We start from the raw sequence: 24,771 nt of genomic DNA, 5'->3' as shown, positions 1-24,771 counted from the left end.
GGGTGCTCAACGTCGGGTGAAGACCAGCGTGACCTCGCCCAGGCGCACACCCCACTTGCTCATCACGGCCTTGTTGAGCAGGGTGCGCTCGTCCATGAGGAACATCCAGTCGTCGAACTGCACCTCGATGAGGCGGCCATCCACCGGCAGGGACAAGGTGTACTGCCAGTTCAGGACATTGCCGGCGGCCTGACCCTGCGCCACGCCCACGACATCGTCTGCGCGCCCTTCAAAGCGGCCCGCCCCCCGGTCCGTGAGTCGCCACACGCGGCGCTGCGTGCTGCCGTCGCTGTAGCGGAAGTCTTCTTCGAGCACACCCTGATCGCCTTGCCAGCGGCCTTGCAGCACCACCGAGAAGCGCTTGACGACCTTGCCTGAGCGATCGGTGAACACCCCATGGGCATCGACCCGACCGTTGAAGTAGTCGCGCAAGGACAGCCGGGGCTGCTCCTGGGCGTAGTCGGCCACGGTGGGGTGGCCCGCGCAGCCGGGCAGGGTCCACAGCAGGGTGGCGCCCGCGAGGGCGAGCAGGGTGCGGCGCCATGCCCGCCATGGCGTGTACTTGCGGTTCATCATCACTCCAGTCCTCGGCGCGCCCACAGGCGCCACCACGCCCACAGAGCCAGGGCCTTGCACAGGCAAGGCAGCACCCCGTAGACCATCACCAGCGCCGATTGCGACGCAGCATCCCCCACCCCGGGGCGGTAACCCAGCCAGCCCAGCGCGGGCAGCGCCAGGCCGGCCGCCAGGGCCAGATTGAGTTTGGTGGCCAACTGCCACCAGCCCGTGAACACACCCGCCAGGCTGGCCTCTCCGGTCGGACCGGCCCGCTGGATCACCCCGGTCAACAAGGTGCCGGGTGCGGTCAGGTCCGCCCCCAGCATGAAGCCGCTGCTCAGGCACACGGCGGTGTAGAGCCCAACATCGCCCGGGCCCACCCAGCTCACGCTGCTGAAGGCCAGCACCTGCGCGCCCATGCCCAGGGCCCAGGCCCGCGAGGGCCCCCAGCGCCCGATCAGCCGCACCCACAGGGGCACGCCCAGTGCCGCCATCAGAAAGTAGCCCGCCAGCAGCGGGCCGACCAGGTCCTCGCGCTGCACCACGTCGCGGATGAAAAACAGCACCAGAGTCGCAGGCACGGCCGCCGCCACGCCATTGACCAGGTACAGCAGCAGCAGGCGCCGGAACTCGTCATGGCGCCAGGGGGCCGCCCAGTGAGGGCGCTGCGGTGGGGCGGACGCCCGGATGAGGCGTGGGGGCGGCGCAGGCGCGCGCCACAAGGCCCACAGTGCCAGCGCCAGGGTGAGGCACAGGCTGGTCACCAGGGCGCCCACGCCCCAGCTGGCCGCCAGGCCATTGGCGAGCAACACCCCCAGCACCCCCAGTCCTTCACGCCAGGCCACCCAGCGCGCACGGGTCTGGGCATCGCCCCCCAGGCGGCTGCCCCAGGCCTGGTGGGTGATGGTGCAGACACTGAAGGCCAGGCAGGTCACGGTGACCGTCACGCCGCACCACCACAACAAGGGCGTGCTGCCCTGCACAGGTGGGAAGAACAAGGCCGCAAAGCCCAGCGCCAGCACGAGGGCCCCCGCCGCCAGGGGCCACCAGGCGCCATGCGGGGCATGGTCGGTGCGTGCATCCAGCCAGCGATCGGCCCACCGCCCCAGCCAGGGGTCGACCAGGGCATCGAGCAAGCGCGAGGCCAGCAGCACCGCGCCCAGCAGGGCCAGGGGCACGCCCAGGGTCTGCCCATAGTGCGCGGGCAGGATCACATACAGGGGCAGGGCCACGAAGGCCAGCGGGAGGCCCAAGGCGCCATAGCGCGCATGATCCTGCCAGCCGGGGACACGCTCAGGTGCCAAGGTCACGCTCCTGATCGGCCCGCAAGCGCAGCAGGGCCCGACGCAATGCCGGTGCCGAGGTCTGAGGCGACAGCCAGATGCCAAAGAACAAGCCCGCAAACACCGGGTCGTTCACCACGGCCGTGGGCCGGGCGTTGTGGAAGAAGGCGGCCGCGCCGTCGGGCCGATGGATGCCCGTCAGGCGGTCACCGGGCACCACATCGGCCAGGGCCTGCTGCAGGTGGGCACGCCACCGTTCAGCCTGCTCGGGTGAGACGCGGGTCTGACGCTCGATTTCTTCCAGCGAACGCTCGGCGATGTCCTGTGCCAGCAGCTCGCGGGCATACACCAGGCTCAGCGCAAAGGGGTGTGCCAGGGGGCGCAGGGGATCGAAGCCCGGGCGCACCCACAACTGTGCGTCGTACACATGAAAGCCCCAGTAGCGAAACCGCATCTGGCCTTGCAGGCGCGCGTCGGCCCCGAGCTGGCGGACCTCCTGGGGCCACGGCGGGGCCGCAGGCGCCAACCGACCCTGCGCGCGCACCCCGGGGCACGACAGCGCCGTGGCGGTGATCAGCACCTGACGCCGCGACACGCCGTGCATGGCCTCAGTCCTTGACCAGGGTGTACTGCACCACCCCGGTGTTGTCGGTGTCGAAGGCCGCTTCGCAATAGCAGAGGTAGAACTCCCAGATGCGCATGAAGCGCTGATCGAAGCCCAGGCGTGCCACGCGGCTTTCCTGGGAAAGGAAGGCGGCCCGCCAGCGCCTGAGCGTCTCGGCGTAATCGCGACCGAAGGATTCGGTCTGGACCACACGCAGCCCGGCACGTTCGGCCTGCTGGCGGAACTGCGCGTCACTGGGCAGCATGCCCCCGGGGAAGATGTACTGCTGGATGAAGTCGGTCGAGCGGCTGTAGCGCTCGAACAGGTCATCGCGGATGGTGATGGTCTGAATGCAGGCGCGTCCACCGGGTTTGAGCAGGCGGGACACGGTCGAGAAATAGGTGGGCCAGTAGGCCTGGCCCACGGCCTCGAACATCTCGATGGAGACGATGGCATCGAAGGGCTCGTCGAGGATGTCTCGATAGTCCTGCAGGCGCAGATCGACCAGCCCGGCGGGCGCATCCTTCAGGCGCTCACGGGCCCAGGCCAGTTGCTCCGTGGACAGGGTCACGCCCGTCACGCGCGCACGCGCCTCCTGGGCCGCCACCTCGGCCAGGGCACCCCAGCCGCAGCCGATCTCCAGCACGCGCTGGCCCGGTGCGCCGCCCAGCACCCCGACCTCGCGCAAGGCGCGGCAGACCTTGGCCGTTTGCGCCACGGGCAGGGGCTGGTCCAGCCGGCCATTGAACCAGGCGCTGGAGTAGTTCATCGTGGGGTCCAGCCACAGGCGGTAGAAGTCGTTGCCCAGGTCGTAGTGGGCATGGATGTTCTTGCGGCTGTTGGCCTTGGAGTTGTGGTTCAGCAGGTGCTTGATGCGGTAGGCCAGGCGCCCCAGCCAGTGGCCATAGATGACCGATTCAATCTGCTCGCGGTTGGCGATCAGCACCTTGATGAGATCGGTCAGGTGGGGGGTGGTCCAGCTGCCGGCGATGTAGGACTCCGCAAAGCCGATGTCGCCCGACTTCAAGGCCATGGCGCACAGGCGCCAGTCCTTGAGGCGCAAGGCGGCCCGGGGCTCGGCACCTGGCTGGCCGAAGTGGGCTGTGCTGCCATCGGGCCATTGCACATCCAGGCTGCCCACCGACAGGCGTTGCAGCAGCTTGAAGACCACCTTGGCCGAGGCCGGGGCCTGACGGGGCAGTTGCGCCATGGCCCGGGTGCTGGCGTCGGAAGGAGAGCGTCGCAGGGTCGAAGTGTTCATGGTGGTTCAGCCCAGAGAAGGGGTGTGGTCAGGCTTGCGAAAGAAAGGGGTGCCCTTGAGCCACAGGCGCAAGGCTTGCCAGTGGATGCGCGCGAGCACGCCCCAGGTCATCAGGGGCCAGCCCCAGAAGGCCTCGCGCGCGGTCCGGGGCGTCAGGGGGTGCAGCTCGCCGCTCTGGCTGGTGCGCAGGAGCGGGCCGACATCGTCGTCGTGGTCCACGCACACCAGCACCCGGTCCAGCGCGCGGCCGTGGGCCGCACCCGTTCCCCAGTCACCGGTGCGCATGAAGCGGAAGCGGTAGCCGCCACGTGCCTCGCAGAAGGGCGAGACGTGAAAAACCTTGGGCTCCGCGATCTCCTGGCCCAGGCGCAGGGCCGGGCCGTGCAGCACATAGGCATGGCGCTCGCCGAAGGTGTTGTTGACCTCGGCCACCACGGCGGCCAGCGATCGGTCTGCACGGTGCACCCACCAGAAGCTCACGGGCTTGAAGGCAAAGCCCAGCACACGCGGAAAGGTCTGCAGCCAGACCTCGCCGCCGCGCCAGGCGTCGTCGCCCAGGTCGGCCTGGGTCAGCAGCTCGTCCAGCCAGGCCAGGGCATCGGGGCCGCCCAGGCCATGGTCGGCATCGTGAAAGCTCAGCCAGCCCCAGCGGTTGCGGTTCACGACCGGATGAGGCGCCTGGCGCAACTGACGCATGGGCAACATCCAGCAGTAGCTGCCATAGGCAAAGGCGTGGTGCCGGGGGCGCAGGCGGGTATGGCGCACCTGCCCCAGCATCAGCAGGGGTTGCGGGGCCGCCAGGGGGGCGCTCATGGGCGAGACCTCAAGCCACGGCCGGTTCGGGCCAGACGGCGGGCGCGCGCCGGGGGGCCTGCGCGGCAGGGTCCAGCGCGGCCAGCACGGCCGCCGCGACATCCTGGCCGGAGCGCAGGCCATCTTCATGGAAGCCGTAGCCCGTCCAGGCGCCACAGAACCACACACGCTGCCGGCCCTGGATCTCAGGCAGGCGCGACTGGGCGGCCACCGCCGCCTGATCGAAAACCGGGTGGGCATAGTCGAACTCGCGCAGCACGGTCTCCGCACGGGGCTCCCGCAAGGGGTTGAGCGACACCACCACCGGCTGCGACCAGGGCAAGGGCTGCAGCACATTGAGCAGGTAGTGCAGGCACACAGCGGCCGGCTCGTCGCGCCCCGGAGCAGAGCGCTCGTAGTTCCATGCCGCCCAGGTCAGGCGACGATCAGGCAGCAAGGCCGTGTCGGTGTGCAGCACGGCGCGGTTGTGGTGGTAGCGCACGGCGCCCAGCAACTCGCGCTCGGCCGCCGAGGCCTGGGCGCCCAGCAGGGCCAGGGCCTGATCGGAGTGGCAGGCCAGCACCACCTCATCGAAGGGCTCCGCGCCGGCATCGGTGATCAGCCGCACGCCCGCCTCCCCAGCAGATACCGAATCCCCCAGGCGTTCGATGGCACGCACGGGAGTGCCCAGGCGGATGCGCCCGCCGCGCCCCTCGAATCGCACGGCCAGGCGGCGCACGTACTCACGCGAGCCCCCCCGCACCGTGTACCACTGGGGCCGGTCCGTGACCTGCAGCAGGCCGTGGTTGTGACAGAAACGGATCAGGGTGCCCACCGGAAAGTCCACCATCTGCCGCGTCGGGCAGGACCAGATGCAGGCGATCATGGGCAGCAGGTAGGCGTCCCGGAAGGGGTGCCCGAAGCCCTGGGCATCGAGGAATGCACCGATGGGCTGGGCCAGGGCGGCATCGTCGCCGCGCCGGGCCAGGTCGGTGGCCAGGCGGTTGAAGCGCAGCAGGTCGCGCAGCATGGACCAGAAGCTGGGCGAGCACAGATTGCGCCGCTGTGAAAACACGCTGTTGAGACTGGAGCCACACCACTGCAGGCCCGACATCCAGGCCTGCGCTCCGCGCACGGCACCTGGGGCACGCGGCACCTGCACCGAGAACGACATGTCCGACGTGGCCGGGACGATGCCCAGTTCAGCGAACAGGGCCAGCAGGCGGGGGTAGGTCCGCTCATTGAAGACCAGGAACCCCGTGTCCACGCCGTGGGTCACGACCGTGCCCTGCGCATCGGGCAGGCTCACATCCACCGTGTGAGCGTGCCCGCCGAGGCGCGCATCCGACTCGAACAGGGTGACCTGGACATCGGCAGCACCGCCGACCAGCGCCCAGGCGGCCCCCAGGCCCGACACCCCTGATCCGACCACGGCGATCTTCTTCATGCGTGCATCTCCAGACTGGGCATCCACGCCACGCAGGAATCGCCTGGTGGATGCAAATTTATACCGATTGGTTCACAATATAACTGATCAGTCAGTTTTTGGCATTCAGGAGCGCTTCAATGTCCTCGACGAAGTCACGGTCTTGCGGTCCGGTCAGGCTGGTGCGGGCCGTCACGGTCTGGCCATCGCGCGCGATGAGGTATTTGTGAAAGTTCCACTTCGGGCTCGACCCACTCAGGCGCGTCAACTCCGCGTGCAGCGGGTTGGCCTCCTTGCCGCGCACATGGCTCTTGGCAAACATGGGGAACTTGACGCCGTAGGTGTTCTGGCAGAACTCGGCGATCTCCTTGGCCGAGCCTGGCTCCTGGCTGCCAAAGTCATTGGAGGGGAACCCCAGCACGACAAAACCGCGGTCCTTGTACTGGCTGTAGAGCGCCTCCAGGCCCTTGTACTGCTTGGTGAAGCCGCAGTAGCTGGCGGTGTTGACCACCAGGATCACCTGCCCGGCGTACTGGCACAGCGACTGGGGTTTTTCGTCCTGCAGGCGGGCAAAGGTCTTGTCCAGCAAGGGGGGGCAGGCCCCGGCGGCCTGTGCCGAGCCCGCCCAGGCTGCCAGCCCCAGACACGAGATGGACACGATGCGTCGAATGTTGAACATGGTGAGTCCTTCTGTCTTGGTCAAATCAGATGATTTATGTATATTAGTGGCACAAACCCAAGACATCAACCATTTTGTCCAGGACAAGATGCTTGTGCAGCGGCACCCCGATCCTTGACCCCACCTGAGCCATGGACAACACACTCCTTCCTGCCGGTCACGGCCTGATGATGTCGATCGCGGCCGTCGAACGCGATACGGGCCTGAGCAAAGACACCTTGCGCGTCTGGGAGCGCCGCTACGGCTTTCCGCAGCCCGCGCGGGACCCGCAGGGCGAGCGCGCCTACCCCCTGGACCAGATCGAACGGCTGAGACTGATCAAGCGCCTGCTGGATGTCGGCCACCGGCCCAGCCGGCTGGTGCATCTGGACATGAGCGATCTGCGCGCGCTCAGTGAACGCACCGCCGACGCCCAGGGCCTGGACGGCCCCATCCGCCGCCGGGCGCTGCGCACAACGCCCCCCACGAACACGCCCGCCACCCCGACCAGCCACGGCCGGGCCCACCTGCTGGCCTCCGCCTCGGCGCCCACCTGGTCGGCCCAAGTGCCCGGGCCAACACCGCAATGGGTCGAGCGCTGCCTGGTCCATGTCGATCGGCATGACCCCATCGGCCTGCGGCGCGAGCTGGCCCACTGCCAGAACCGCCTGGGTCTGGCGCGCTTCATCAGCGACCTGGCCGCCCCCTTGCTCACCGCCGTCGGCAATGGCTGGTTGCGCGGGCGCTTTCAGGTCTATCAGGAACATTGGGTCAGCCACTACCTGCAGCAGGCCCTGCACGCGGCCATCCAGACCTTCCCCGTCCTGAACGACGACAGCCACCCCCGCGTGCTGCTGTCCACCCTGCCGGGCGAGCACCACAGCCTGGGTCTGCTGATGGTGGAGTGCTGGCTGTGCCTGGAGCAGGCCCAGCCCATCAATCTGGGACCACAGACCCCGGTGTGGGACCTGGTGCATGCCGCGCAGGCCTGCCATGCCGACGTCGTGGCGCTGAGTTTTTCCGCCTACGCACAGCCCCAGCTGATCACCGACGCCCTGCCCGAGCTGCGCCAGAAACTGCCCCCGCACATCGAACTCTGGGTGGGAGGCAGCCACCCCCTGCTGCAGCGGCGCCCGCCCGAAGGCGTGACCGTGCTCAACGACATGCCCCGCCTGACCGACATCGTGAGCGACTGGCGTCAGCGCCATGCCCCTGCCCCCACTGAGGGCTGAAGCCGCCCTGTCCACAAGCTGTCATGAGAACCCGCTACCGTGGCAGAGCGCACCGCACCGACCGACGCCCCTGGAGACCCCGATGACCATGCTTTTCCCCGAACTCTTCAAGCAACTCGAATCCGTGCGCTGGAACATGGACACCGACATCCCCTGGGACCGCTTCGATCCCGCCTTGCTGAGCGACGAGCAGGCCCAGACCATCAAGATGAACGCCATCACGGAGTGGGCCGCCCTGCCCGCCACCGAGATGTTCCTGCGGGACAACCGCCACGACAGTGATTTCTGCGCCTTCATGAGCGTGTGGTTCTTCGAAGAGCAAAAGCACTCGCTGGTGCTGATGGAGTACCTGCGCCGCTTCCGCCCGGACCTGGTCCCCACCGAGCAGGAACTGCACGAGGTGCGCTTCGAGTTCGACCCGGCGCCCGCCCTGGAGACCCTGATGCTGCACTTCTGTGGCGAGATCCGGCTCAACCACTGGTACCGCCGCGCCGCGCAATGGCACACCGAGCCCGTCATCCAGGCCATCTACGAAACCCTGGCCCGTGACGAAGCCCGCCACGGCGGGGCCTACCTGCGCTACATGAAACGCGCCCTGCACACCTTTGGCGACGAGGCCCGCGCCGCCTTTGCCAAGGTGGGCGTGCTCATGGCCAGCGCCCGTCGCACGGCCCAGGCACTGCACCCCACCAACCTGCACGTCAACGAAAAGCTCTTCCCGCGCGACACCATCCAGTCCCGCCTGCCCGACCCGCAGTGGCTGGAGCACTGGCTGGACCGCCAGATCCAGTTCGACGCCACCTGGGAGCACAAGGTGGTGGAGCGCATCCTGCACAACCTGAGCCTGCTGATGGAACGCAGCTTCGGCTCGGTGCAGGAACTCAATCGCTATCGCAAGGACATGGCGCAACGCCTCGCCGCGGCCTGACAAGCCCCCTGCGCCAGCCGTGCGTATCACGTCGCAACACACTCCTTACATTTGCTTGCGCCTATTGTCATATCAGCGTTTTCACTGACTGATACGCTTTGAACCTGTAGATGTCACCAGAACAAGGTGGCATCCACACACCAACATTCAATCAGCACATTCAAGCAGGCAGGGATTTCCAGCTCACCGCATCGGTTGATCACGACCGGCGCGTCTGATCGCGCTCGACCGTACGGAACCCCGGATTCACCCCCTTGTGTGATGCCCTCTCGGCATCACGCCTGGCTGCGCGTGCCTTGTTGGTCCGTCATACCTCCTTCACTTAGGCGAGAAGCACTCACATGAACAAAACCGGCACCATCGGCAACGACACCCTCAACGGATCGATCTACGCCGACGTCCTGATCGGCCTGGCAGGCAACGACAGCATCAGCGCCAGCTCCGGCAACGACAGTCTGGACGGCGGCGATGGCAACGACACCCTCATCGGCGGCTCGGGCGCCGACACCATGGTCGGCGGCACCGGCGACGACACCTATTACGTCGACAGCGCCAGCGACATCGTCACCGAGGCAGCGGGCAGCACCGGTGGCATCGACACCGTCTACTCCACGGTCACGCTGTCGGCACTGGCCGCCAACGTCGAGATCGCCTTCCTGCAAGGCTCCTCCAGCCTGAGCCTGACGGGCAATGCCCTGAACAACACCCTGACCGGCAACAGCGGCGCCAACACCTTGTCCGGGCTGGACGGCAACGACTCCCTGAGCGGCCTGGCGGGCAACGACTCCCTGGTGGGCGGCAATGGCAACGACACCCTCAACGGCGGCACGGGCAACGACACCCTGGTGGGCGGAGACGGTGGCGACACCTACATCGTCGATGTGGCCACCGATATCGTCAATGACACCGGTGCCACCGGCATCGATACCGTCCAGACCTCGGTCAGCCTGACGGCCGCCGCCAACATCGAGAACCTGACCCTGACCGGCACCGCCACGACCGGCACGGGCAATACGCTCAACAACACCCTGACCGGCAACAACAGCGCCAATACGCTCTCCGGCCTGAATGGCAACGATGTCCTGTACGGCCAGGGCGGCAACGACACCCTGCTCGGCGGCGCGGGCAACGACACCCTGCATGGGCAAGTGGGCATCGACTCCCTGGTGGGCGGCACCGGTGACGACTACTACGTCGACGATGCCGACGAAGACACCATTGTCGAGCTCGCCAACGAAGGCACCGACACCGTCGAGTCGGCCTCGCAGGTCTACGCGCTGGGCGATCACGTCGAGAACCTGGTCAGCACCTCCACCGACCTCATCCACATCGGTGCAGGCAACGCCCTCAACAACCTGATGATCGACAGCGACGTCGGCTACGGCATTTTTGCCTCGGAAGCCGGCAACGACACCGTCCGCATGGGCGGTGACGACGACGTCGCCATGGGCGGCGACGGCAACGACCTGCTGGAAGGCGGCGCCGGCAACGACAAGCTCGAAGGCGACACCATGAACGACACCGGTGCGCCTTTGACCGCCGGTCAGGACACCCTCATCGGCGGCACGGGCAACGACACCCTCAACGGCCAGCATGGCATCGACTCCCTGGTGGGGGGCACAGGCGATGACTACTACATCGACTGGGCCGATGAAGACACCATCGTCGAACTCGCCAACGAGGGTACCGACACCGTCGAGAGCGAGGCGCAGGTCTATGCCCTGGGTGATCACATCGAGAACCTGGTCAGCACTTCCACCGACATCATTCACATCGGTGCAGGCAACGCCCTCAACAACCTGATGATCGACAGTGACGTCGGCTACGGCATCTTTGCCTCGGAAGCCGGCAACGACACCGTCCGCATGGGCGGTGACGACGACGTCGCCATGGGCGGTGACGGCAACGACCTGCTGGAAGGTGGCGCGGGCGACGACAAGCTCGAAGGCGACACGATGAACGACCCCGGCGCGCCTCTGACCGCCGGTCAGGACACCCTCATCGGCGGAGAGGGCAACGACACCCTCAACGGCCAGCATGGCGTGGACTCCCTGCTGGGTGGCACCGGCAACGATTACTACATCGACTGGGGCGACGAGGACTACATCGTCGAATATGCCAACGAAGGCACCGACACGGTCGAAACCGAGGCACAGGTCTACGAACTGGGCAATCACATCGAGAACCTGGTCAGCACCTCCACCGACATCATCCACATCGGTGCGGGCAATGCCCTCGACAACCTGATGATCGACAGCGATGTCGGCCTGGGCATCTTTGCCGCGGAAGAGGGCAATGACACGATGCGCATGGGCGGAGACGACGATGTGGCCATGGGCGGCAATGGCAACGACCTGCTGGAAGGCGGCGCCGGCGACGACAAGCTCGAGGGCGACACCATGAACGATCCCGACGTCGTGCTGGCCCCCGGTCAGGACACCCTCATCGGCGGCACAGGCAACGACACCCTGGACGGCCAGGGCGGCGCAGACTCCCTGGTGGGCGGCAGCGGTGACGACTACTACATCCTCAACGGCGACAGCCTGGCTGAGGACATCGTGGTCGAGCTCGCCAACGAAGGCATCGACACCATCGAAACCGACGAGCTGGCCTACGGCCTCGAGGGCGAAATCGAAAATCTGGTGATGACCTTTGGCGGCCTGCACATCGGCGCGGGTACGGACAAGGACAACCTGATGATCGACCGTGACGGCTTTGGCATCTTTGCGGCTGAAGCCGGCAACGACACCGTCCGCATGGGTGGCGACGACGACGTGGCCTTTGGCGGCGACGGCAACGACCTGCTGGAAGGCGAGAACGGCAACGATCAGCTGGAAGGCGACACCATGAACGACCCCGGAGCCGCGTTGACTGCTGGCAACGACACGCTCATCGGTGGTGCGGGCAACGACACCCTCAACGGTCAGTACGGCATCGACTCGCTCGTGGGCGGCACCGGTGACGACTACTACATCGACTGGGCCGACGAAGACCTCATCGTCGAGAACGCCGATGAAGGCATCGACACCGTCGAGACCGAATCGCTCACCTACGCCCTGGGCGAGCATCTGGACAACCTGGTCATGACCACCACCGCCTTGCACATCGGCGTGGGCAATGCGCTGGACAACACCTTCACCGACAGCGAGGGCCTGGGCATCGTTGGCGGCGAAGACGGCAACGACACCTTCATCCTCAACGGTGGCGACGACGTGGGCCTGGGCGGCAACGGCGACGACCTGATGCTGGGCGGGCTGGGCAACGACCGCCTCGAAGGCGACACGATGAACATCACCGAGGAAGAGACGGCCCCAGGCAACGACCAGCTCTTCGGCGAAGACGGCAACGACACGCTGATCGGCGGCGCAGGCGACGACAACCTGTTTGGCGGCACCGGCAACGACAGCGTGCAGGGCGATGCCGGCGACGACATCCTGTTCGGCGACGAGGGCAATGACCTGCTGCTGGGTGGCGACGGCCATGACCAACTGGAAGGCGGCGCAGGCACCGACCAGATGCAAGGTGGTGCAGGCAACGACCAGTACTTCGCCTACGGCGCCTTTGGCAACGACGTCATCGCCGACAGCGCCGGCCAGGCCGACGCACTGCACTTCGTGACGGCCACCCGCAACCACCTGTGGCTCAGCCAGTTGGGCAATGACCTGAAGATCGCCGAGCTGGGCAGCAGCAACAGCATCACGATCCAGGGCTGGTTCAGCGCATCGGGCAATCAGCTGGAGACCATCGTCGATGACACCAGTGGCTACACGCTCAATGCCTCGGCCGTCAGCGGCCTGGTGAGTGCGATGGCCCAGTTCACGCCGCAGGACCTGAGCGGCGCCCAGGCTCCCAGCCAGTTGGTGGCGGCCTACAACTCGGCCTGGATCCAGGGCTGATCCACCTCACCCCCCCTTGGTCCTCGCGCTCGGGCTCGTGCTCGGGCGCGAGGCTCCCCCATATCGGAGTCATCCTTCCATGAAAAATTTCCATCCCGTCCATGTGCTGGCCCTGGCCGCCGCACTGTCTCTGCAACTCCCCGCCCACGCTGTTGTCAACGGCACGGTGCCCAGCATGGCTGCAGGCGCCCCTCCCATCGTCAACCCCTTCACATCCCAAGCCACCGACGCCTGGAAACTCGTGGGCTACCTGGGCTGCTCGGCCTTCCAGATCAGCCGTGAATGGGTGATTCAGGCGGGTCACTGCGCACTGGGCGCCACCGGCACCAGCACCTTCCGTGGGCACCTGGGCTCCTCCACGGTGCTCGGCACCGACTGCTATCGCCAAGGTGCGGACGACTTCCAACTCTGCCGCCTCAAGAACCCGGAAAACCTCACCGCCCTGAGCAGCTACCCCGCCATGGTGGCGCTGCCCGCCACCTGGCGCCAGGACCGCCTGAACGCCATCAAGTACGGCAGCGTGATGGGGTATGGCCATGCCACCGCCGGAGACGGCCTGGCCTTTGTCAGCCTGGACAGCTACCCCCTGAACTTCGATCCGGCGGCTCCGAGCCTGACCCCCTACCCCTTCACCTCTGGCGGTGACAGTGGCGGAGCGGCCTACTGGTTCCCCCCCGCATCGGGCACGGCTCACATGGTGGGCGTGCTGGTGAGCGGCGGCGGCGTTGCCAACAGCCCCTTCTATTTCCGTGAAGACAATCTGGCCTGGATCAAGAGCACGATCCAGGCTCGTGGCGACACCCCGCCCAGCATGCCTGGCATCAGCACGGTCTTCACCCCCCCGAGCGACAACCCGGCCCCCCGGCTGTCCGCCGCCCCCACCTTCACTCGTGTGGGCAACACCAGCAGCGTGGTGCTGCAGTGGGCCACACCGTCGGCCACACCTGCGGTCTCCACCTTCAAGGTCTCGGTGGGTCGCAATGGCGCGCTGGACAACAGCTTCTACGTGGCGCCGACCGCCGCCAACCAGGTCACGCTGAACCTGAGCTCCGACAAGTACACGCTGTGTGCACGGCCCTACAACGCCCTTGGCGCCAGCCTGCCGGCCGATACATTCACCTTCTCCAACGGAGACTGGGCCAATATGACGGTGACATCGGTCAACTGCCTCAAGCTGGACAACCGGGACAACCTGGCCACCATCAGTGGCCTGGCCGCCACGGGCAACAAGCTGGTGTCCTCGCAGATCAGCGTGGGTTTTGGCTGGAGCAGCGCGCCCTCTCCGTCTGACCTGGCCATCTCCGGCTACCGCGTCACCCAGACCGTGACCTACGTCAGCGGGCCGAGCCGCACCACGGTCTCGACGGTCAGCAGCCCCCGCACATCGGTGGTCGTGCCCCGGGGCAGCAAGGTCTGCGTCACGGCCGCCGCACAAGCGGTGAACCTGAAGCTGGGCCCGACATCGCCGCAAGTCTGCGCCATCGCCAACTGATGCATGCGCCCCCACCCCTGGGTGGGGGCCTGGAACCCCCATGAACACACGACTCCCACCCTCCTCACGCGGCCTCATGGCCTCGGCCATCGCTGCCCTCTCGCTGTCGGCCCAGGCCATGACCGTCGGCATCGACCCCCTCACCACGCCGGTGATCAATCCCTTCACTGGCCTGAGCACCGATGTCTGGAAGCTGGTCGGGCGAGCCTCCGGTTGCACGGCCGAGCTGATCACCCCACGATGGGTGCTCTCCAGCAAGCACTGTGCCGCTGCGGGCAACTACACCAATGACCATCTGGCGCCCGGGCAAGCCTTCCCGCTGATGAATGGCCAGACGCTGGCCCTGCCCCAGGATCCCCAATGGCCGATCTGTGCCACGGTGACCGAACCCAACCCCCTGCAGCCCGGACAACGCATGTCGACCGACATGTTCATCTGTCGATTGGCCGACAGCGCCCCGGCCCCCTACAACGGCCCCTTCCCGCCCCTGGTGGCAGGCCCCATTCGAGGTGCCAGCAACAGCCCGACCTTGCCCACCCACGCGCAACTGGCCGACCGCAGCGCGCACCTCGGCTCCCTGATGCTCTACGGCCACGGCAACGGCGGCAACAAGGTGGCCTTCATGGGCTTCAACGGTCTGCCCCACGGGCACTCCCCCATCACAGACCCCAGCGGAGCCACCATTTCGGCCCTCAATGGTGGTGACAGCGGCGGTGGCATCTATGCCTACTCCAGCCTCACCGGTCAATGGGCCCTCACCGGCATCACCACCACACCGCTGCAGTTTCTGACCGAAGACGCCATCGCCTTCATCCAGACGCACATCGCGCAGTATGGGGACACCCCACCGGCGTCCGTCTCCAGCACCAGCCATTACGGCGATCTCCAGGCGCGCTCGGCCGCCGACCTGCCCTCCCCACCCACATCCGGCGGGGTCTCGGGCACGAATCTGATCGTGCGCTGGAGCGCTCCGGCAGACAGCAGCGTGAGCTCCTACAACGTGAGCTATGGGCACGACGGGGTCGTCACCGGGCGCCTCACGGTCGGAGCGACATCGCCCTTGCAGGTCTCTGTGCCCACCAGCGGCTCGCGCTACTGGACCGCCTGTGTGCAAGCCGTCAATCCCCGAGGTCCCGGCAACGCAGCCTGGGTGACCTCGCGCTACCCGACCGCGACCTTCGTGACGCCGGGGTGCAGCACCTTTGACATGGCCACCCCTGGCGGGATCGGCAGCGTGAGCATGGCGGCCGTGCGCAACACCAGCACCGGACTCTTCAAAGTCACCTCATCCTGGGCCAAGCCTGTGGTGCCGAACGTGGCCATCCAGGCCTACCGGGTCAGCACCACCGTCCTGTATCCCAGCGGCCCCAAACGCGTCACCACCCAGGACCTCACAACGTCATCGAGCAGCAGCACCGTGACCACCGGCAGCACCGTGTGCGTCAGCGTGTCGGCCATCAGTGCCGCAGGCGTGGTGGGCCCGACCAGTGCTCAGCAGTGCAAAGTCGCACAATGATCCTGACGCTCTCCTGAGCTGCACATGAAAAAGGGGCCTGACGGCCCCTTTTTCTTTGCTCGAGTCTCGCGGATCACGCGCCACTCATTCGACCGCCTTGACCATCTCTTCCACGACCTTCTTGGCATCGCCAAAGACCATCATGGTCTTGTCCATGTAGAACAGCTCGTTGTCCAGGCCGGCATAACCGCTGGCCATGGAGCGCTTGTTCACGATCACGGTCTTGGCCTTGTAGGCCTCCAGGATGGGCATGCCGTAGATCGGGCTGCCCTTGACGTGGGCTGCGGGGTTCACCACGTCGTTGGCACCCAGGATGATGGCCACGTCGGCCTGACCGAACTCGCCGTTGATGTCTTCCATCTCGAAGACCTGGTCGTAAGGCACCTCGGCCTCGGCCAGCAGCACGTTCATGTGGCCGGGCATGCGGCCCGCCACCGGGTGGATGGCGTACTTGACGGTGATGCCCTTCTCGGTGAGCTTGGCGGCCAGTTCCTTGACGGCGTGCTGCGCACGGGCCACGGCCAGGCCATAGCCCGGCACGATGATCACGGTCTCGGCATTGCCCAGCACGAAGGCCGCGTCGTCGGCGCTGCCGCTCTTGACGGGACGCTGCTGCTGCGCGCCACCGGTGGTGGCCGCGGCGGCGTCACCCCCGAACCCACCCAGGATCACGTTGAAGAAGGAGCGGTTCATGGCCTTGCACATGATGTAGCTCAGGATCGCACCCGAGCTGCCCACCAGTGAGCCGGCAATGATCAGCATGGAGTTGTTCAGCGAGAAGCCGATGCCGGCCGCCGCCCAACCCGAGTAGCTGTTGAGCATCGAAACCACCACGGGCATGTCCGCGCCGCCGATGGGGATGATGATCAGCACGCCCAGCACGAAGCTCAGGGCGATCAGCGCCACGAACAGGTCCATGCGCTGCGTGGCCATGAAGGCACCGATCAGACCGATCAGAGCCAGCCCCAGCACCAGGTTCAGCATGTGCTGGCCCTGGAAGACCACCGGCGCGCCCTGGAACAGGCGGAACTTGTACTTGCCGCTGAGCTTGCCGAAGGCAATGACCGAGCCCGAGAAGGTGATGGCACCGATGGCGGCGCCCAGGGCCAACTCCAGGCGGTTGCCCACCGGGATCAGGGGCAGGGAGCCATCCGTGGGCTTGGCCACGATCTGGAAGGCATAGGGCTCAGCGACCACGGCCACGGCGATGAACACCGCCGCCAGACCGATCATGCTGTGCATGAAGGCCACCAGCTCGGGCATCTTGGTCATCTCGACGCGCTTGGCCATGATGGCCCCCGCGCCGCCGCCGACCACCAGGGCGCCCAGCACCCAGGCCACGCCCTGGCCAAAGTCGACGTTCAAGGCTTGCGCCTGGCCGTGGATCAGGCCGATCGTGGTGGCCACGGCAATGGCCATGCCGATCATGCCGAAGAGGTTGCCGCGAATCGAGGTCGTGGGGTGGCTCAGGCCCTTGAGGGCCTGAATGAAGCACACCGAGGCGACCAGGTACAGCAGTGCAATCAGGTTCATGCTCATTTACTTGGCCCCCGCCTTCTTGTCCTTTTTCTTGAACATCTCCAGCATGCGCCGCGTGACCAGGAAGCCGCCAAACACGTTGACGGCCGCCAGGGCCACGGCCAGCACACCCATGGATTTGCCCAGGGTGGTTTCCGTCAAGGCGGCAGCCAGCATGGCACCGACGATCACGATGGCCGACACCGCGTTGGTCACGGCCATCAGGGGGGTATGCAGAGCGGGCGTCACCGTCCAGACCACGTGGTAGCCAACATAGATGGCCAGCACAAAAATGGAAAGGTTGATGACGACGTGGGAAATGGCTTCCATCGTTGTCTCCAGAAAACTAAGAACCGGGCAAATCAGAACTTGCGGATTTCCTTGATCCGGTTGGTGCCGTCAAGCAGCACCACCTTGGGCTTGTAGGTGGCCACTTCCGCCTCCGTCATGGGGGCGTAGGTGCAGATGATCATCAGATCACCCACATGCGCCCGGCGCGCCGCCGCGCCGTTGAGCGAGATCACGCCCGAGCCCCGAGGGGCCTTGATGACGTAGGTCGAAAAGCGCTCGCCGTTGTTGATGTTGTAGAGCTCGATGTACTCGAACTCTTTCATGTCGGCCGCGTCGAGCAGGTCTTCGTCGATGCCGCAGGAACCTTCGTAGTGAAGGTCCGCTTCGGTCACCGTGGCACGGTGCAGCTTGGCACGCAGCATATTGCGTTGCATATCAACCCCTCTCGGAAACAATCAGGCGCGCAGCAGTTGGCCGTCACGACACATCAGGCAGGCCTTGACGATGTCGTCCTCCAGATCCACATGGAACTGGCCTTCCTTGTTGAAGACAAGCTTCAGGAAGTCCAGCACATTGCGCGCGTACAGGGATGAAGAATCAGCCGCCACCAGGGCCGGCAGATTGGTCTCGCCAACCAGGGTCACACCATGCTTGACCACGGTCTTGCCCGCTTCGGTCAGGGGGCAGTTGCCGCCCTGGATGGCCGCGAGGTCGACGATGACGGAGCCCGGCTTCATGGCCTTGACCATGTCCTCGGTGACCAGCACGGGGGCAGCACGACCGGGGATCAGGGCGGTGGTGATGACCACGTCGGCCTGGGCCACGCGCTTGGCGACCTCGACCTTCTGGCGGTCCAGCCAGCTCTGGGGCATGGGGCGGGCATAACCGCCCACGCCTTCGGCGGCTTCCTTTTCTTCGGGTGTCTCGTAGGGCACGTCGATGAACTTGGCGCCCAGCGATTCGACCTGCTCCTTGACGGAGGGGCGCACATCCGAGGCTTCAATGACGGCGCCCAGGCGCTTGGCCGTGGCAATGGCCTGCAGACCGGCCACGCCCACCCCCAGGATGACCACGCGGGCAGCCTTGATGGTGCCGGCGGCGGTCATCAGCATCGGAAAGAGGCGCTGGTACTTGTCGGCCGCGATCATCACGGCCTTGTAGCCGGCGATGTTGGCCTGCGAGGACAGCACGTCCATGCTCTGCGCACGGGTGGTGCGAGGCGCGGCTTCCAGCGCAAAGGCAGTCAGCTTCGCGTCGGTCAAGGCCTGCAGCCCCTCCTTGTCGAAGGGGTTGAGCATGCCCACCAGCACGGCACCTGGCTTCATGAGCGCGCGCTCGTCGGCCTGCGGCGAGCGCACCTTGAGCACCATGTCGGCACCCAGTGCGCCTGCGGCATCGGTGATCTCGGCGCCTGCGGCCACGTAGGCCTCATCGGTCACGCTGGCAGCAATGCCGGCGCCCGACTGCACGCGCAGGGTATGGCCCTGGGCTTTCAACTTTTTCACAGTCTCGGGCGTGATCGCCACACGGGTTTCACCCGCGACTGTCTCCAGGGGTATGCCAATGAGCATACAGAGGTCTCCTTCGGCTGGTGCCCGTTCAGGGGGCGAAATACGCTGCGGAACGCACGAGCATACACAGGTTTGCGCACCCCTCGACAGAGGAGCGCGACCTACCGCGCATGCAGACGGTCGCGACCGAGCCTGCAGTCAACTTGACAAGAAATGTTGTCAGAACGCGCGATCATACCCGAGCACCATGACATGGCGACTGTCACACCCCCCGGATGCGTGACCCTGCTCAGGCGCGGTACACCCCCACGGCGTCGACCAGACGCTCGGCGCGGTGCCGCAGGGCGGCGGTGGCCGAGGCCGATTGCTGCACCAGCGCCGCGTTCTGCTGGGTGAGCTGATCGAGCTCGGTCACGGCGCAGGCCACCTGGTCGATGCCATTGGACTGGTCGGCCGAAGCCGAGCTGATGGCCTGCATCAAGGCGCTGACCCGCTGCACCTGGGCCACGATGTCGTTCATGCTGCGCCCGGCCTTTTGCACCAGACCGGCCCCCGCATCGATGCGATCCACGCTGCTGCCGATCAGGGACTTGATTTCCTTGGCCGCCTCGGCGCTGCGGTGCGCCAGGGAGCGCACCTCACCGGCCACCACGGCAAAGCCGCGCCCCTGCTCACCCGCCCGGGCGGCCTCCACGGCGGCGTTCAGCGCCAGGATGTTGGTCTGAAACGAAATGCCGTCGATCACGCCGATGATGTCGGCGATGCGAGCCGAGCTGGCGGTGATGTCGTCCATGGTGGCCACCACCTCGGCCACCACCGCGCCGCCGTCACCGGCCACGCTGCTGGCCGTGGCCGCCAAGTCGGTGGCCTGGCGGGCGGAGTCGGCGTTGTTCTTGACCGTGGCGCTGAGCTGCTCCATCGACGCCGCCGTCTGCTCCAGGCTGGACGCGGTCTGCTCCGTGCGCGAGCTGAGATCGGTGTTGCCCGTGGCGATCTCGTGACTGACTTGACGCAGGCCGTGTGCCTGCTCATTGACGTCGTCGACCAGGGAGCGCAGGTTCAAGCCCGCCTGATTGACGGCGCGCAGGATCATGCCCAGCTCGTCCACCCGCGTGAGGTTGCAGTTGTGGCAGGGCTGCCCGGCCGCCACCGCCAGGGCCTGCGTCTGGATGATGTCCAGCGGTGCGGCGATGCGCCGCTCCAGCCAGGCCCCCGTGGCCAGAGCGACCATGACCACCCCCAGAGGGGCCGCCCAGGGGCCCCATGCCGGCAGGAGCGCTGCCGCCAGCAGAGCCCCGATCAGGATCGCCGCCAGGGCCGCGCGCAAGCGCCAGCGCACAGTCAGACGCTGGCCCCACGAGCGCCAGGCCCCCAGCACACCGGTGTGCACGATCACGCCCTTGTGGAAGGCCCGCCCCCGCACCCGGCCCTCGCGAAAATCGCGGTAGAGCACTTCGGCCTGGGCCACTTCCTCACGCGACGGTCGCGTGCGCACCGACATGTAGCCGGTGATCTGGCCATCGCGGCGCACCGGCGTCACATTGGCACGCACCCAGTAGAAATCACCGTTCTTGCAGCGGTTCTTGACCAGGGCCGTCCAGGACTCCCCGCCCTTGAGCGTGCGCCACATGTCGGCAAAGGCCTCGGGCGGCATGTCAGGGTGACGCACCAGGTTATGGGGCTGACCGATCAGCTCTTCGCGGGTGTAGCCGCTGATCTGGATGAAGGCCGCGTTCGCGTAGGTGACGCGGCTGCTGAGGTCGGTGGTGGACATGAGCGTGACACCGTCGGCCAGTTCATGCTCACGCGTCGTGACAGGTTGGTTGTTTCGCATCGAGTTTCTCCGAAAGGGCCCGAGCTGTGCGGGCATGAAGGTACGTGCATCGAACGCCGACGGGTCCGCTCACGCGACAGGGGACGTCAGTTCAGGCGTGGGATGCGTCTCCTTTCAGGGTCATCGATCAGGGCGACGGCCTGCGCCGCCGGCAGAGGGCGCCCCAGCAGGTAGCCCTGCATGAGGTCGCATCCTTGTTCACTCAGGTAGGCATGCTGGGATGCCGTCTCCACGCCTTCGGCCACCACCTCCAGACCCAGTCGGTGGGCCAGCGCGATCGTGGCGCTGCAGATCGCCTTGTCATCCGGATCCACATCGATGTCCTTGACGAAGGAGCGGTCCAGCTTGATGCGCTGGATGGGCAAGGTCTTGAGGTAGGACAGCGAGGAGTAGCCCGTCCCGAAGTCGTCCACCGCCAGCGACACCCCGAGCAGACGCAGGCGCTGCATCAGCTCGATGCTGGCCGCCGGGTCGTGCATGGCCACGGTCTCGGTGAGTTCGAGCTCCAGCATGTCCGGCGCGATGTCGTAGCGCTGCAGCAAGGTGGCGATCAAGGCGGGCAGATCCCGGTCGGCGCGCAACTGATGGGCCGAGATGTTGACCGCCAGGCGCACGCCCGCGTGGAGGCCGTCCTGCCAGGCCCGCCACTGGCGGCAGGCCTCCTCCAGCACCCAGGCCCCCATGGCCCCGATCAGCCCGCACTCCTCGGCCACGGGGATGAAGCGGTCCGGGCCGATGGGCGGGCCCTCGCGCGGATGCCAGCGCAACAAGGCCTCGAAGCCCACCAGCTGAACACCTGCGCGGTCGAACTGGGGCTGGTAGTGCAGCGCCAGCTCCTGCCTGGCCTGCGCCTGACGCAAGCCGCTCTCGATCTGGTAGCGCTCCTCGGAGCGGGCATTGGTCTTGGCGCAATAGAAGCTCAAGGTGTGGGGGCCGCGTGCCTTGGCCTGATGCAAGGCGGCGTCCGCGTGGCGCATCAGCTCCTCGGCCGTGTGGCCGTCCTGCGGATGCAGGCTGATGCCGACGCACGCCGTCACGTGCAGGTCACGCCCCTCGTGCATCATCGGCAGGGCCAGCCGCGCCAGGATCTTGCTGGTCAGACGGGACACCACACAGGGGTCGTCCACACCGCAGAGCAGCAGCACGAACTCGTCACCCCCGAGGCGGGCCACGACATCGCTGCCTCGCACGCTCTCGCGCAATCTATGCGCCACCTGCTGCAGCACCTCGTCGCCCACCGGGTGCCCCAGGCTGTCGTTGATGGCCTTGAATCGATCCAGATCCACACACAGCACGGCCAGCGGTCGCCGGGTGTCCTGGGACTCCCGCAGGCGGGTGCGCAACACCACGCGCCACTGCTCCCGGTTGATCAGGCCGGTCAGCGTGTCGTGGCTGGCCAGGTACTCGGCGCGTTCATGGGCCGCCCTGGTGGCACTGATGTCCTGCACCAGGCCGCTCAGTCGCTCGGGGGCCCGATCGTCGGCCGGCAGGTAAGCGCCGCGCTCGCGGATCCAGCGGTAGCCCGGGGCCTCGTCCGACATCAGGCGGTACTCGATCTCATAGGGCCGGTGCTCGGAGAGCATGCCCCAGTGGGCGTCCATCAGGGCGTCGCGGTCATCCTCGTGCAAGGTCAGCACATGCTCCACGTAGCGCGCTGCCAGCGCCTGGGGTGCGCGCCCCAGCACGGCCGCCGCATCCGGTGACCAGAACAGGCCATCACTGGCCAGATCGCATTCGAAGCTGGCCATGCGCGCCACGCGCTGGGCCTCGGCCAGCCTGCGCTCGCTCGCCTCCAGAGACTCGCGCGCACGCCGCCGCTCCGTCACATCGCATTCGACTGCCACGAAATGGGTGATCACTCCCTCGTCGTCACACACGGGCTGGATGTTGAGCGACACCCAATAGGGCTCGCCGCGCCGGTTGTAGTTCACCAGCTCGACATCCCGCACGGCCTGCCCCTTGCTCAGGGCCTCGGAAATCCTGCGAACGGTCTGCGGGTTGGTGCCGGGGCCCTGCAGGAGACGCCCCGGCTTGAGGCCACGCACTTCGTCCAGCGTCCAGCCCGTCACCTCGGTGTAGGCCGGGTTGACGTATTCGATGCGTTTGTGGGCATCGGTGATCACCACCATATTGAGGGTGTGCTCCACCACCAGGCGGTATTTCTGCAACTGCTCCAGCACCTGCTGAAGCCGCCCCCAGGTCTCGCCCTCTCCCGAGGGGTCTACCGATACATCCTGCAACCTCACCATCATCCCTCCCTTGGGATCCACTGGATCGTCACTGGGCGCGCACCGCGACCACACGCGCACCGATTGTTTTTTGGGCGGGGTTGACTTCGTTCCCACCTCTTGTTCAGGTACTATACATGTATAGCTTAAGGTTGAACAAAACCTGATCAAACCTGAATCAGCCGCCTTCTTGGGCCTCTTTTCCGGGGCTTGCCCGTTTCTGGCGAAGCTTTTGTGCCCGTGTTGTGCCTTCATGACCCCCAACAACACCATTGACGTCGACAGCCTGCACCGCTTCATCCACGCCCTGGCGCCGCCCATCAGCGAACTGCTGACCCTGAGCGATCGCCTCAGGCGCGATCAGCATGGATTCGACTCGGCGCACGCCACGCGCCTGCATGACACCGCCGAGCTGCTGCAGGCCCTGCAGACCGAGTTCCGGGCCTGGATCTCGCTGGAGGCGCAAGCACCCGAGCCCCAGGCGGTGGCCGTCCAGGCGATGTGCCAGGATCTGACGGAGGTGCTGTGTGAACACGCACGGCATCACCAGATCCAGGTCGAGGTGAAGGCCCCGCCCGACCTGCGGGCCTGGACCGACCCCGTGCTGTGCCGCCACATCCTGCGGCGCCTGATGGCCAACGCCTTGCGCTACAACCGCACCGGCGGGCGCATCGTTCTGTCGGCTCGGGCCACTGGTTCAGGGGGGGTCTTGTTGCGTGTGGCCGACTCCGGCATAGGGATTGACAAATGTCAGCGCCGCGCGCTGTTTGCCCCATTCGAACGACTGGGCAAGGAGCTGTGCCCGACCGATGGCACGGGCATGGGTCTGGCCATGGCCCAGCGCATGGCCACCCACCTGGGGACACGTGTGAGCATGCGCAGCCGCCTGGGGCGAGGTAGCATCTTCCGCCTGCTGCTGCCAAGGGCGTAACCCCAGACAGCCAAGGGCATTGGCCTGTTCAGGCTTGATTCGGCGCGCGTCCTGAGTAGACTGCGCGCGACCATGGAGATCGTTCCGCCCATTCAAACGCCCGCGCCCGCCACCCCACGAGGAAGGCGTCGCCACACCCCGCAGGCGCGCGAGGCCTTCCGCAACGAGCTCATCGGCATCGCCCGGCACATCTTCCTGACCGAAGGTTACGCCGCCGTGACGATCCGGCGGATCACGGCCACGGCGGGGGTCACGCCGATGGCCTTCTACTGGTACTTCGACACCAAGGATGCGCTGCTGACCCACATCTGGGATGACATCATCCTGGAGTCGGCCGATCTGTGCGCCGCCGAGGCGGCAGGACACACCAGTCCCCAGGCACGCGTGGGCGCCTACCTGAGGTGTTTCCTGGACTACTGGCTGGCGCACCGCGACCACTTTCGCTTCATCTTCCTGAACGAGTCGCCCCATGTGGACTTCGTGAGCCTGCGCTCCCAGTTGTTCACCCAGGCAGGCGTGAGCCGCCACTTCGAGAACTACATGGATCTGGCCCGTCCCCTGTTCGCCGGTCGGGCCGACGAACAGGCACGGGTCGACGAGTTCCGCATCCTGACGATGTACCAGGCCCTGGGCTTCCTGCACTGCGCCATCGGCATCTTCGGCTACGACGCCGACGAGGCCGTGCGGCACCGCGACCGGGTCATCAGCGAACTGCTCCAGTGCCTGGAGCGCTGGCAGAGCGCCCCCGCCTGAAGAATCCGCCGCACTGACCGATAAACCTCCATGGATTTGATCTTCCCTGGAGGTTTCTG

Annotated in this window: 20 protein-coding genes; 7 read left to right on the top strand and 13 right to left on the bottom strand. The window is 66.5% G+C overall.

The window, feature by feature from the left end; translation table 11 throughout:
• Positions 1 to 6: 6 nt before the first annotated feature.
• From VFW84_RS10940 to VFW84_RS10910, 7 genes are all read right to left on the bottom strand, one after another.
• Positions 7 to 576 (bottom strand): DUF3833 domain-containing protein, encoded by a 570-nt coding sequence (locus VFW84_RS10940; RefSeq protein WP_329680485.1) that lies wholly within the window; start codon positions 574 to 576, stop codon positions 7 to 9.
• Positions 576 to 1,868, bottom strand: coding sequence for an MFS transporter (locus VFW84_RS10935; RefSeq protein ID WP_414638962.1), 1,293 nt, complete (start codon positions 1,866 to 1,868; stop codon positions 576 to 578). The genes VFW84_RS10940 and VFW84_RS10935 overlap by 1 nt, the downstream gene beginning before the upstream one ends.
• Positions 1,852 to 2,445 carry a chalcone isomerase family protein gene (locus VFW84_RS10930; protein WP_329680483.1) on the bottom strand — a complete coding sequence of 198 codons (594 nt, stop codon included), beginning with the start codon at positions 2,443 to 2,445 and terminating at the stop codon, positions 1,852 to 1,854. Before VFW84_RS10930 ends, VFW84_RS10935 begins: the two co-directional genes overlap by 17 nt.
• Positions 2,446 to 2,449: 4 nt before the next feature.
• Positions 2,450 to 3,706 carry a cyclopropane-fatty-acyl-phospholipid synthase family protein gene (locus VFW84_RS10925; RefSeq protein WP_329680482.1) on the bottom strand — a complete coding sequence of 419 codons (1,257 nt, stop codon included), beginning with the start codon at positions 3,704 to 3,706 and terminating at the stop codon, positions 2,450 to 2,452.
• Positions 3,707 to 3,712: 6 nt separating this feature from the next.
• The gene (locus tag VFW84_RS10920) at positions 3,713 to 4,519 is read right to left on the bottom strand and encodes a DUF1365 domain-containing protein (protein ID WP_329680481.1); all 807 of its coding nucleotides are present in this window, start codon (positions 4,517 to 4,519) and stop codon (positions 3,713 to 3,715) included.
• 10 nt (positions 4,520 to 4,529) lie between these two features.
• Positions 4,530 to 5,945 (bottom strand): NAD(P)/FAD-dependent oxidoreductase, encoded by a 1,416-nt coding sequence (locus VFW84_RS10915; protein ID WP_329680480.1) that lies wholly within the window; start codon positions 5,943 to 5,945, stop codon positions 4,530 to 4,532.
• Between the two features lie 91 nt (positions 5,946 to 6,036).
• Positions 6,037 to 6,603: a glutathione peroxidase gene (locus VFW84_RS10910; RefSeq protein ID WP_329680479.1), complete on the bottom strand. Its 567-nt coding sequence runs from the start codon at positions 6,601 to 6,603 to the stop codon at positions 6,037 to 6,039.
• A 131-nt stretch (positions 6,604 to 6,734) separates the two neighbouring features.
• Here VFW84_RS10910 and VFW84_RS10905 point away from each other — a divergent pair, with 131 nt between their 5' ends.
• The 5 genes from VFW84_RS10905 to VFW84_RS10885 all read left to right on the top strand — a co-directional run bounded on the left by VFW84_RS10905 (position 6,735) and on the right by VFW84_RS10885 (position 15,646).
• Positions 6,735 to 7,814 carry a MerR family transcriptional regulator gene (locus tag VFW84_RS10905; protein WP_329680478.1) on the top strand — a complete coding sequence of 360 codons (1,080 nt, stop codon included), beginning with the start codon at positions 6,735 to 6,737 and terminating at the stop codon, positions 7,812 to 7,814.
• Positions 7,815 to 7,902: 88 nt separating this feature from the next.
• Entirely contained in the window at positions 7,903 to 8,742 is an 840-nt protein-coding gene (locus VFW84_RS10900) for a ferritin-like domain-containing protein (RefSeq protein ID WP_329680499.1), read from the top strand.
• A 341-nt stretch (positions 8,743 to 9,083) separates the two neighbouring features.
• Entirely contained in the window at positions 9,084 to 12,638 is a 3,555-nt protein-coding gene (locus VFW84_RS10895) for a calcium-binding protein (protein ID WP_329680477.1), read from the top strand.
• A gap of 79 nt (positions 12,639 to 12,717) precedes the next feature.
• A complete protein-coding gene (locus tag VFW84_RS10890; protein ID WP_329680476.1) occupies positions 12,718 to 14,130 on the top strand; it encodes a hypothetical protein in 1,413 nt (470 codons plus the stop codon).
• Positions 14,131 to 14,170: 40 nt separating this feature from the next.
• Complete coding sequence (locus VFW84_RS10885; protein ID WP_329680475.1) at positions 14,171 to 15,646, top strand: hypothetical protein; 1,476 nt, start codon at positions 14,171 to 14,173, stop codon at positions 15,644 to 15,646.
• A gap of 84 nt (positions 15,647 to 15,730) precedes the next feature.
• On the opposite strand, the gene VFW84_RS10880 is transcribed toward VFW84_RS10885, so the two are convergent.
• The 6 genes from VFW84_RS10880 to VFW84_RS10855 all read right to left on the bottom strand — a co-directional run bounded on the left by VFW84_RS10880 (position 15,731) and on the right by VFW84_RS10855 (position 23,052).
• Positions 15,731 to 17,185 (bottom strand): NAD(P)(+) transhydrogenase (Re/Si-specific) subunit beta, encoded by a 1,455-nt coding sequence (locus VFW84_RS10880; RefSeq protein ID WP_329680474.1) that lies wholly within the window; start codon positions 17,183 to 17,185, stop codon positions 15,731 to 15,733.
• Complete coding sequence (locus VFW84_RS10875; RefSeq protein WP_329680473.1) at positions 17,186 to 17,494, bottom strand: NAD(P) transhydrogenase subunit alpha; 309 nt, start codon at positions 17,492 to 17,494, stop codon at positions 17,186 to 17,188.
• Between the two features lie 32 nt (positions 17,495 to 17,526).
• On the bottom strand, positions 17,527 to 17,889 hold the full coding sequence (gene panD / locus VFW84_RS10870) for an aspartate 1-decarboxylase (protein WP_329680472.1): 363 nt from the start codon (positions 17,887 to 17,889) through the stop codon (positions 17,527 to 17,529).
• Between the two features lie 21 nt (positions 17,890 to 17,910).
• Positions 17,911 to 19,026 carry a Re/Si-specific NAD(P)(+) transhydrogenase subunit alpha gene (locus VFW84_RS10865; RefSeq protein ID WP_329680471.1) on the bottom strand — a complete coding sequence of 372 codons (1,116 nt, stop codon included), beginning with the start codon at positions 19,024 to 19,026 and terminating at the stop codon, positions 17,911 to 17,913.
• 229 nt (positions 19,027 to 19,255) lie between these two features.
• On the bottom strand, positions 19,256 to 20,800 hold the full coding sequence (locus VFW84_RS10860; protein ID WP_329680470.1) for a methyl-accepting chemotaxis protein: 1,545 nt from the start codon (positions 20,798 to 20,800) through the stop codon (positions 19,256 to 19,258).
• An 86-nt stretch (positions 20,801 to 20,886) separates the two neighbouring features.
• A complete protein-coding gene (locus VFW84_RS10855) occupies positions 20,887 to 23,052 on the bottom strand; it encodes an EAL domain-containing protein (RefSeq protein ID WP_329680469.1) in 2,166 nt (721 codons plus the stop codon).
• A gap of 229 nt (positions 23,053 to 23,281) precedes the next feature.
• Between VFW84_RS10855 and VFW84_RS10850 the strand changes: the two genes are divergently transcribed.
• Both VFW84_RS10850 and VFW84_RS10845 read left to right on the top strand, forming a co-directional pair.
• Positions 23,282 to 23,959: a HAMP domain-containing sensor histidine kinase gene (locus VFW84_RS10850; RefSeq protein ID WP_329680468.1), complete on the top strand. Its 678-nt coding sequence runs from the start codon at positions 23,282 to 23,284 to the stop codon at positions 23,957 to 23,959.
• A gap of 72 nt (positions 23,960 to 24,031) precedes the next feature.
• Positions 24,032 to 24,712 (top strand): TetR/AcrR family transcriptional regulator, encoded by a 681-nt coding sequence (locus tag VFW84_RS10845; protein WP_329680467.1) that lies wholly within the window; start codon positions 24,032 to 24,034, stop codon positions 24,710 to 24,712.
• Positions 24,713 to 24,771 lie beyond the last annotated feature (59 nt).

The organism is Aquabacterium sp., from assembly GCF_036279655.1.
Taxonomy (GTDB): Bacteria; Pseudomonadota; Gammaproteobacteria; order Burkholderiales; family Burkholderiaceae_C; genus Aquabacterium.
This window is presented reverse-complemented; position numbering and strand designations above follow the sequence as displayed.